The organism is Thermodesulfobacteriota bacterium (assembly GCA_025062045.1).
GTDB lineage: Bacteria > Desulfobacterota > Syntrophorhabdia > Syntrophorhabdales > JANXAF01 > JANXAF01.
On sequence record JANXAF010000019.1, the window covers coordinates 1 to 9098 of the forward strand.

The 9098-nt window shown below is 41.9% G+C and carries 9 protein-coding genes and 1 pseudogene; all 10 read right to left on the minus strand.

The genetic code is table 11. From position 1 onward, the window contains the following. Positions 1-349 precede the first annotated feature (349 nt). Positions 350-1144, minus strand: a pseudogene (locus NZ583_08855) (DegT/DnrJ/EryC1/StrS family aminotransferase). 148 nt (positions 1145-1292) lie between these two features. Then, positions 1293-1730, minus strand: a complete 438-nt coding sequence (gene fliS, locus NZ583_08860; protein ID MCS7281702.1) for a flagellar export chaperone FliS — start codon at positions 1728-1730, stop codon at positions 1293-1295. 9 nt (positions 1731-1739) lie between these two features. Further along, a complete protein-coding gene (gene fliD, locus NZ583_08865) occupies positions 1740-3101 on the minus strand; it encodes a flagellar filament capping protein FliD (protein ID MCS7281703.1) in 1362 nt (453 codons plus the stop codon). Next, positions 3102-3446 (minus strand): flagellar protein FlaG, encoded by a 345-nt coding sequence (locus NZ583_08870; GenBank protein MCS7281704.1) that lies wholly within the window; start codon positions 3444-3446, stop codon positions 3102-3104. Positions 3447-3496: 50 nt separating this feature from the next. Next, on the minus strand, positions 3497-4642 hold the full coding sequence (locus NZ583_08875) for a flagellin (GenBank protein ID MCS7281705.1): 1146 nt from the start codon (positions 4640-4642) through the stop codon (positions 3497-3499). Between the two features lie 192 nt (positions 4643-4834). Next, on the minus strand, positions 4835-6232 hold the full coding sequence (locus NZ583_08880; GenBank protein MCS7281706.1) for a tetratricopeptide repeat protein: 1398 nt from the start codon (positions 6230-6232) through the stop codon (positions 4835-4837). A gap of 86 nt (positions 6233-6318) precedes the next feature. Beyond that, positions 6319-6723 (minus strand): flagellar assembly protein FliW, encoded by a 405-nt coding sequence (locus NZ583_08885; GenBank protein ID MCS7281707.1) that lies wholly within the window; start codon positions 6721-6723, stop codon positions 6319-6321. Beyond that, on the minus strand, positions 6704-6952 hold the full coding sequence (locus NZ583_08890; protein ID MCS7281708.1) for a carbon storage regulator: 249 nt from the start codon (positions 6950-6952) through the stop codon (positions 6704-6706). Before NZ583_08890 ends, NZ583_08885 begins: the two co-directional genes overlap by 20 nt. A 9-nt stretch (positions 6953-6961) precedes the next feature. Continuing rightward, positions 6962-7843 carry a flagellar hook-associated protein FlgL gene (gene flgL, locus NZ583_08895; GenBank protein ID MCS7281709.1) on the minus strand — a complete coding sequence of 294 codons (882 nt, stop codon included), beginning with the start codon at positions 7841-7843 and terminating at the stop codon, positions 6962-6964. Further along, positions 7840-9098, minus strand: a 1259-nt coding sequence (gene flgK, locus NZ583_08900) for a flagellar hook-associated protein FlgK (GenBank protein ID MCS7281710.1), incomplete at its 5' end; no start/stop codon positions are given. The genes flgK and flgL, both read right to left, overlap by 4 nt.

The following is a 9098-nucleotide window of genomic DNA, read 5'->3' on the forward strand; positions in this document are numbered from 1 at the left end:
TTCGATTCGAAGTAGAAGGATTCTTTAATTCCCTTTTCTACTTTTGCCTCAACGATGCCTTTGAGTTTGAAGACAAAAAAACTCTTCTCGTAAGTAAAGCTCATTGGTTAGAAGGCTTTTTTGCATTTCTTCCAGATTCGAGGCTTGAAGTATGGATTCAATAAGTTTGACCCTCTCCTCAATAGTTTCCATCTTAGGTTCCAGCTTTCTCCATCTTTCCTCCGCGCCTTCTACCATATACAGTATTTCTGGACCACCGGATGTAAATGGAGCAGACTAAATAGAAATAAAGCCCGACCCTGCCTTAGGCATTTTTGGCAGAACTGTTTATAATCGACCTCTAGTATCATCTATTTATTACCCCGTCGATGTACTTTAGTTGCAAAAGACGAACGGCCGCTTGAAATTCACTCATCTTTGCGTTTATGCCAGGGCCTACTACCGTGATCTCATCTGCAAAACCGAAGTTTTTGAGAAAATCGATTCTTTTTTTCATATTTTCATCATGACAGACTATCACACCTCCCTCGAATGTCGTAAAGACCTTTGTAGCATGGAAGCTAAGGAAAGAGAGGTCCCCGTAATTTAGAAGCGACTCGCCGTTTTGCTTTACACCGAAAGCGTGGCATGCGTCATAGATGATTTTCAACCCATAAGTATCGGCTATTTCTTTGAGTCTTTCTACGTCACAAGGATTTCCATAGACGTGGACTGCAAGGATTGCGGTGGTATTAGGCGTAATTAGTGCCTCTAGTCTTTCCGGGTCTATTGTACAAAACTCTGGTTCAATGTCGCAGAAAACTGGTATTATGCCATTCCAGTAAAGGGCATGTGCTGTCGCAAAAAAGCTGTAGGGGGTTGTAATGACCTCTCCAGTTATACGGAGCGACTGTAAAGCTGTAGTTAGAGCAAGCGTGCCATTTGCAAAGAAAGAAACGTATTTGACGCCCAAATAGTGGGCTAAAGCCTTCTCGAAGGCCTGGTGGTAAGGTCCGTTATTCGTAAGCCACCGGGACTCCCATATGTTCTTTAGGATTTCTACAAATTCTTCAAAAGGAAAAAAAGCGGGTCTTGTCACATATATGGGTTCGAGTAATGAGCTTTTCGTGTTATGTGGTCTCGGGTAAGACTTATCTATTACCATGGAATTTCGTGGACTCTCCATTTTGTCTCCGCATCTTCAATTGTTTTGATTGCAATATCTATGCCAGTTATCTGACCTTAATTATCCCTGGCTTGCCCTGAACGATACTCGGAAAGAATTCCCGTCCTTTAAGATTAGACTCAAACTTTTAAATTACGATTCTTTGATCTTGGTAATCTACCTTCTTTTCGTTTCTCTTTTTCTGCTCGATCTCGTATGCCTTTTTAAACCCATCGAATATTGTACATAAAAGGCCCTTACACTCATCGATCTTTTTTAAATCGAGGCTTACGTGAACATCCCTTAAATTTTTCATTATATAGGCGTAAAGACTTGATAGGTTTTCGGAAATCTGTCCGAAGGACCTATCGAGGGATTCGTCAAGAATCTGAATCATCTGTTCGATCTTTGACAGTTCGGTGAACTTTTTCTCGTAGTCCTTTTTCTCGATTGCCTTCTTTACGGTATCTAATTTTTTTATGATCTCCTCATAAACTTTAAGGAGGAGCTTTGGTTTATCCTCCACATCTATCACATGCTCGGCGTCAGTGTAAGCTGATAGGACTCTCCTTGAAAAATTAATCATCTTACCTCCTTAGTCTCTTTTGAACATTGCTTTAACCTGATTCTCCATCCAGCTTCTCAAAAGTTTAGATCTGGAAATTAGAAGCTCAAGAGCGGAATATTTCTTCTCAAGCATCTCTCTTTCTCTTTCTAACCTCTTTTCAATCTCCTTCACCCTCTGATCTATTTTTGAAATCTGACCCTCTATAGAGTCCTCTATCCTTATAAGAGTCCCTGTCTGGGGATTTATCAAAAAATTGAGTTCATCCTCTAGGGCCTTTCCAAATTTCGTAAGCACATTAACTACCTCTGCGGAATTCGTGCTTAGGGCATCGGAGAACTTACTTGAATCAAGGTGCATCACACCATCTTTTCCAAATGTGATACCAATCGATGAGAGCGTCTTAAACTGGGCATTTTCTTGAACTTCCCTATAAGATGCGCTTACGATGTTGTTTTTTAAGCTTATTAGGTTTGCTTCTCCGGAAAGTGGTCTTCTTGAAGCATCGGACCTATTATGATTTCCAATGAAGTTAAGTAGCCCATTTATTCTGCTAATTAAGCCTGAGACGTTCTCCGCGATCCCTTTATTATCGGTCCTAACTGATACAACTATTTTGGCTGATTGACTCTCGCCCTTAAGCTGGAGAGTCATCCCTGGGATTATGTCAGTTAACGTATTCGACTGAGATTCTACTTGAAACCCATCTATCTCAACTATCGAATTCTGTCCGGCCCTTACAACATTTTTCTTATTGCCAAGCTCGTCTAGTACTCCTAGGTTTCTTAAGATACCATTCGGATCTTCAAAAGAGATTCCCTGTGCACCTTCTCTTAGTGATTCTAGTGTGAGCCTGTGATCTCCGTCATTTAAACTTATCACTTTGGCTGAGACCCCCAAATTTGCCCTATTGATCTTCGATGCAATATTTAGCAGACTGTCATTCGCCTCAATATCTATTGCCTTTCCGTTAAGAATTATAGTTCCAGAAAAAGAGAGGCCCTGATCTTTGGCTGGCAAAGGATCGCTCGCTACCTTTTCTGCCTGTGCTAGTCTTAAAACCCTAACCTCGTATGTTCCTATTGCTGCTCCTTCTTTTAGGGTTACACCGAGCAATGAATCAGGACTTAGGGCAGGTTCGCTTGAGCGTAAAGTGTAGGTTTTTAGATCGTATCCTTCCTTCAGTTGAAGTCTCTTTGTCTTAATGTAGTTTAGAGTTTCCGAGAGCCTTACATTCACTTCGCGGATAGCCGAAAATCTATCCTCAATCCTTGCTTTTGCATTCTGATAAGGGACTATAAGGTAAGCTTTTCTTGCGGTGATTATGTCCTCTATAAGCTTATTCCAGTTTATGTCACTTACGAGGCCTGTAAGTTTAATCTCTCCTGCCATTTACACACTCCTTTCAAAGATCACTGAAAGACTGTTTCTGAATCTTTTTAAAAAAGCGACTAACTCTTCTGGTGGAATCTGTCTTATGACCTTTTCCGTTCCTTCTTCCAAAATGGTAACGATTACTCTGTCTATATCCTTGTCATAACGCATCTTAAGGATTGTATTTCTATTTACTGTCTCCAAAAATTCTTTTATTCTTTCAGTTATTTCTTTCGGATCCAAGTTTTCTTCCGTCTTTTTGCGCACTATGTTTTCTTTAGGAAACTCCCTTTTTGGCAACGTCACCTTTTTAAGTTCAAGGTTCTCCAGTAATCGAACCAAACCATCTATCTTTGTCTCCATGGCCAGCCCTCACAGATCATTTAGGGGCCGCGTTTTGCGGCCCCGAAAGCTTACCTCATCAAGGCGAGGATAAGCTGAGGTAGCTGGTTTGCCTGAGCGAGCATCGCTATACCAGACTGAGTTATGATTTGGAACTTGGTAAATTCAGCCATCTCCCTTGCGAAGTCAGCGTCTTTGATGGTCGAGATGGCTGATCTCGTATTCTCATACATTGACTCTAAATTAGCGATGTGGTACGAGATCTGGTTCTGGGCCGCGCCTATCTTACCACGCTGCATATTGAGTTCTCTTATAGCGTCATCGACCTCCTTAAGATACAGCTCAGCGCTGGCCCTGTTTTCTATGTTACCGGTCAGCTTAAGTATCGGTCCATCTGATTTTAGATTTGGTAAGGTTATTTGTATCTGATCGTACTGTTCCCTTGTGTCGCCTAACTGGAAGACGAAGTTTGATTGATCACCAGCCTCTACAGTGAACTCATTGTTGTTATTTATATCCGTGAGTTGGGAATTAATAGTGACTTTTATCCCGAACTGGTAGAAATTTACAACCCTAGTCCCTAGGTCCTTAGGCACTTCGACATTGCTTATTACCTGTCTCTTGTTTTCAGGGCCATAAAGGGTAAGTTCAGCTACTTTCTCGGATCCTATCGTGGTGACTTCGACTGAGAGCGAAAAAGCTGTTTGCCCTGCTATATTTGCACCTGACACATCTATGGCAGAGATTCCCTTGCTCGGTGTAAGGTTGGTGCCATATTCGGTTATACTATTTCCTCCACCTCTGATCAACGCTGTATCACCGTATTTAGTATTTTCTGCGATCTTGTCGATTTCCTCAACTAAAGCAGCTCTTTCGCCCTCCAGTGCTTGCCTGTCGACGTCGCTTACGTTGTCAGATGCAGCCTGTGTGGCAAGCTCTTTAAGCCTCGTCAAAATATTTGCGATCTGGTCTATACCGGATTCTGCAGTCTGGAGCATGGCGATAGCCTGGTTTCCGTTATCAATAGCCTTTGCCACACTCACAGCCTTCACGTTTAACCTAGTCGCAATCGCTATGCCTGCTGCGTCATCCGCTGCCCTATTGATTTTGTAACCGGAAGACAGTCTTTCTAGAGATCTGTTCATGCCGACCAGGGCAATCCCCAGCCATCTTTGGGTGTTTAGTGATGCGACGTTTGTTGCGATTTTGAAAGCCATAGTTTAACCTCCTTGTTTTTTTATTTTTCGGGCCTCATGCCCTCTTTTTTGGGATCTTTTCTCTTGTCACCTCCTTTCCTCCCTATCTAGCACTATTATCGAAAAAATCTAAAAAAACTTAAATGTGGCATTAATCATCTATCTTTATGTTTTTAACCATCCAAACGAAGAAGAAGGGTCTTTACCGCCTTTTCAAGGGAAATAAGCGCTTTTTTTACCCATTTTGTTAAGTCTTTGTCTGATTTCGAGATAATTTTCAGGGAACGGTTTCTCTGGAAGAAAAAGCATCTTTTGGAGTTCCTTATAGTACTTATTGATAGCTTCAAGCTCAAAATTGATAGAGTAAAGGAGTATTGCTCCAGAAAGTACTTCTGGGTCGATGTAGCCTTCCTTTTCGAGAGTCCAAAGAGCCAACCTTGCAGAGTCAAGGTCTTCCTTTTCAACTTTGAGGAGAAAACCCCTCTTTACAAAAGAGGGATCTAAACCGAACCTCCTTTCAGCTTCAAGACACACTGAAATAGCTTTATCGAGATCGCCTCTTTTTTCTTCACATAGCGCAAGATAATGGTAGTTAGTCGGATCGTCAGGCTCAATCTCTATGAGCTCAGAAAAACATTTTTCTGCGCAGTCGAAATCTTTGACAAAAAGTGCAGAAATACCTAGATAGGTTCTAAGTCGGTGTTTTATTGTTGCAGTTCGAACGGGTAGTATTTCGTTCCTGAACGTGCTGTCCATGATCGGACGAAGAACCCTATAAACTTCCTCGTACTTTCCCATTTTGTGATAGATCTCTCCTAATGTGAAGTTGTAAAGATCGGTCTTTTTTACAATCGGCTCGTATCTTCTAAGTAGCTCTTGCGCTTTTTCAAGATCCCCCTTTGAGCAAAGGATACGAACCTTCTCAAGAATAACGACACTAAAGATATCCGAATGAAGAATGGAGCGATCCCTTTCTGCGAGACTGAATATCTCATCCATGTATCTTTGAGCCGAATCGATTTCTCCAAGACCCATAAGCGTCCTAGATAAAAAAAATATAGCTAGAACATTTTTAGGATTTTGGGCGAGTTCCCTTTCCAAAATCGACCTATTTCTTTCAAGTTTCTTTCTCGTTTCTTCTCGATCCGAGTAGCCGTAATGTATTATTTTTGCCTCTGAGATAACAGTCGGTATCCCCAGACGCCTAAGTGAAGAGATCACCTGTTCGTGAACTTTTCCTTCAAACCGAACGTTTTTTTTGTTTGGAAAGACGCGAAGTTGTATGGCTTCGCTTGTTCCCTCCTCTTCGTGACTGACGATATGGAGAAAGAACGCTTTTCCGTTATTCTGCTTTAGCTCCTTTCTCAGGATCTCTTTCTTTTCCAATTCATCATCGGCATCGAGCCAAAGAGTGTAATCTTTTGTTGCGTGTCTTAAAGATTCGTTTCTTGCGGCGGAAAAATCGTCACACCACCTGAAAAAAAATGGACCTTTGCGCCAAGAGATTTGGCGATATGGATTGTTCCGTCTTTCTATCCCGTATCTACGACGATTATTTCGTCCCAAAATCTCTGACAGACGAAAGAGCTCTCGGAAGATCCTTTTCTTCATCCTTCACGATCATGCATACGGATACTTTGGGATACCCCATCTATTCCCAACAGATGATAGTTTGTAATTCTTTTTTTGGTCGTGGCTTAGCTATTCGAAACCTCTTCTTTCCTTTTTACAGCGAATGGCACAGATATTCCGTACCCTTCGTTTTCTAAAACTATCTGGGTGAACCTACCCTCCTTCGTGTTTATAAGAAGGGGTGATCTTAAATTCACGTAAAGAACATCTCCGTCTATTCTTACTATGCACATGACCGCAAGATCGTCTATTTTACCTTTTAGATTTAGCTCCCTTTCTAAGAGTTTCTCGTCCACTTCAAAAGAGTAATCCTCTAAAATGTAGTATGGATTCACAAGTATAAAGGAGAAGGGCCCTTCCTCAGAAGAGAGAAGCCGGAATGGAGAATCAAAGCCCAAAAATGCAGTCATGACGAAATTTCTGAACTCTTCGAATCCTAGGATCTTTCCTTTAAGTCTTATCCCGTTCATCTTTCCCAGAGAGTAATCTCTTTATATTTTGTACATCGGTTATCGCAGAAAGCTTGTTGGAATTCTTTATCTCACTCAAAAGCTCCTCCCTCAGAATGAGATACCCTTTCGGAGCCTCAATTCCAAGCCTTACTTTTCCCTTCTCCCCCTCTATCACTAAAATCCGTATATCCCCTTCTTGCCCCTTTATTATTACTGCCTCGTTCTTCTTTCTTGATATGACAAGCAACTAGACCTCTCACCTCAAGTAATTGAGGATACTTAACTCCTGAATCTTTGCCATTGCGTAAAGCATAGTTTGATAGGCTAAAGTCATGGCGTTAAAATCACTTATGACCTTGGTTAAGTCCGCATCCTGGATCTCAGACTGAAGTACCTGGATGTCAGTCTTTCTCGTCTTTATGAGATCTATGATCCTTTCAAGCTTTCCAACGGATGTTCCCACATACGCAAGATTAGCTTCGGTCTTTCTTAGAGCTCTGTCGAGTCCATCCAGTGACTCCCTTATTCCTTCCCCATCATTACTCTCGAGAGCATCCTTTAGATTTTTGAGCGTTGAAAAGAGATCATCGTCTAGAACCTGTAAACCGGACATTCCTAGATCAGCCTCAATCTCTTTTTCTACTGCCACTTTCATCACATCTTCGGTTCCATTATAGCTCACAGTGTAATCGTCATTTAGCTCGAATGGCTTTCTGTCAATCGCCCTTCCCGAAAAGATATACATTCCGGAAAGGTTCGTATTTCCTATTGCGACAAGCTGCTCGATTATGCCTTTTATCTCTTCACTGGAGGAGAGTCTAGTGGAAGCATCCATAGTGTCTGAGGCTTGACTTATGGCTATCTCCTTTGCCTTTGTGAGTAATTCGTGGATCTTATTTAGGGCTGAATCGTAGTAACTTCCAAAAAGGAGCAATCTACTCACGTTTCTCTCGTACTGTTCTTTTCTTTTTAACTCCGCATCAAATCTCATAGACTGCGAAAAATCCACAGGGTTATCCGAAGGCTCAAGGAGGGCCTTCCCCGATGAGACAATCGCTTGAAACTTATCAAGGTGAGATTTCATCCTGAGAAGATCGCTTTTAAACATCTCGTATCTCAATCTATCAGAGATTCTCATCTTACGGCCTCGATTATACTTCTAAAAAGTTCGTCCGCGGCGCTAAAAAGCCTGGATGCCGCTTGATAAGCATACTGAAATCTTATGAGATTGGCGATCTCCTCATCTATTGACACGCCCGAGATAGACTCCCTTTGCTTCTCTATCATGGTGTACGTTTCTCTGCTAAATTCTTCCAGTTCATTTGCGTTTCTTGCAAGTTGTCCTAACCGGCTGTTTAAAGCTGAAAGAAAATCTGTAAATGTGGATCTTTCTGTTTCAAAGTCCAGCCTTTTGTCGATCAAAGAGGCGATGTTATACGCCACAGCGTTTCCAACTGGAACCCCCAACGCCGATACCTCTTCAGAGGCAGCTATATTTTTCGAGTTAGATTTTACCTCCTCTGAAAGATCTATATCCTTAGCAAAGTATTCCGTTAGATCCTTGAAAAATGGGATTCCCGTTGTGCCAGCGAGTGTATAACCTCCAACGTGAAGATTATTAACTTCCCTTATTAGGGTTTTCGCAAAAAAGTCAAGATCGGATATAATCTTTTGCAAGGCCTCATCCCTCATCTTTATGATGGCATGTAGTCCGCCTCCTTCCAAAGTTCCGGTAATGTCAATTTGCCTTTTTTGTGGATCTACCCACGCGACCCCGGAAAAACCCCATTGCCCGGTCTCTATTGCCGAAAGACTGTAGGACTTTCCACCATCGACAAGTACCCTGCCTCCTTTTGTCAGCACGGTAAACATGCCGAAATCATCTTCAAAATACGTGATTTTGAGCTTTCCAGACAGTTCCCTTAAGAGCACCTGCCTTTTGTCCATAAGGTTATTGTCTCCCTGAGTCCCCTGGGAATTTTCGAATATCCTTCTATTAAGTTCTGCTATCTCCTTGGTCATTCTATTTATATCCTCGATCTCAACTTTGAGTTTCTCGTCAAGCTCAATCTGGATCTGAAAGAGGTTATTATAGAGGTCCCTTATGATTCTTGCCAAATTTTCTCCGTTCGCCTTTACGATCTCCCTTGCAGTTACGCTTAAAGGATCAAGGGAAAGTTCGTGCCAACTGTTGAAAAATTGAGTAACAGCATAAGACAGTTTCGAGTGATCCTCATTTATCAGATTCTCTATTCGGTCGAAATAGGTCCTGTATATGGTATTTTCAGAAAGCTCAGTATTTTTCTCACTGAGCTGCCGCTCCAAGTATCTATTTGCATGCCTTATCACACCCTTTAGGTGTACGCCGCTTCCCAAAATGGCGCCCCCGATCC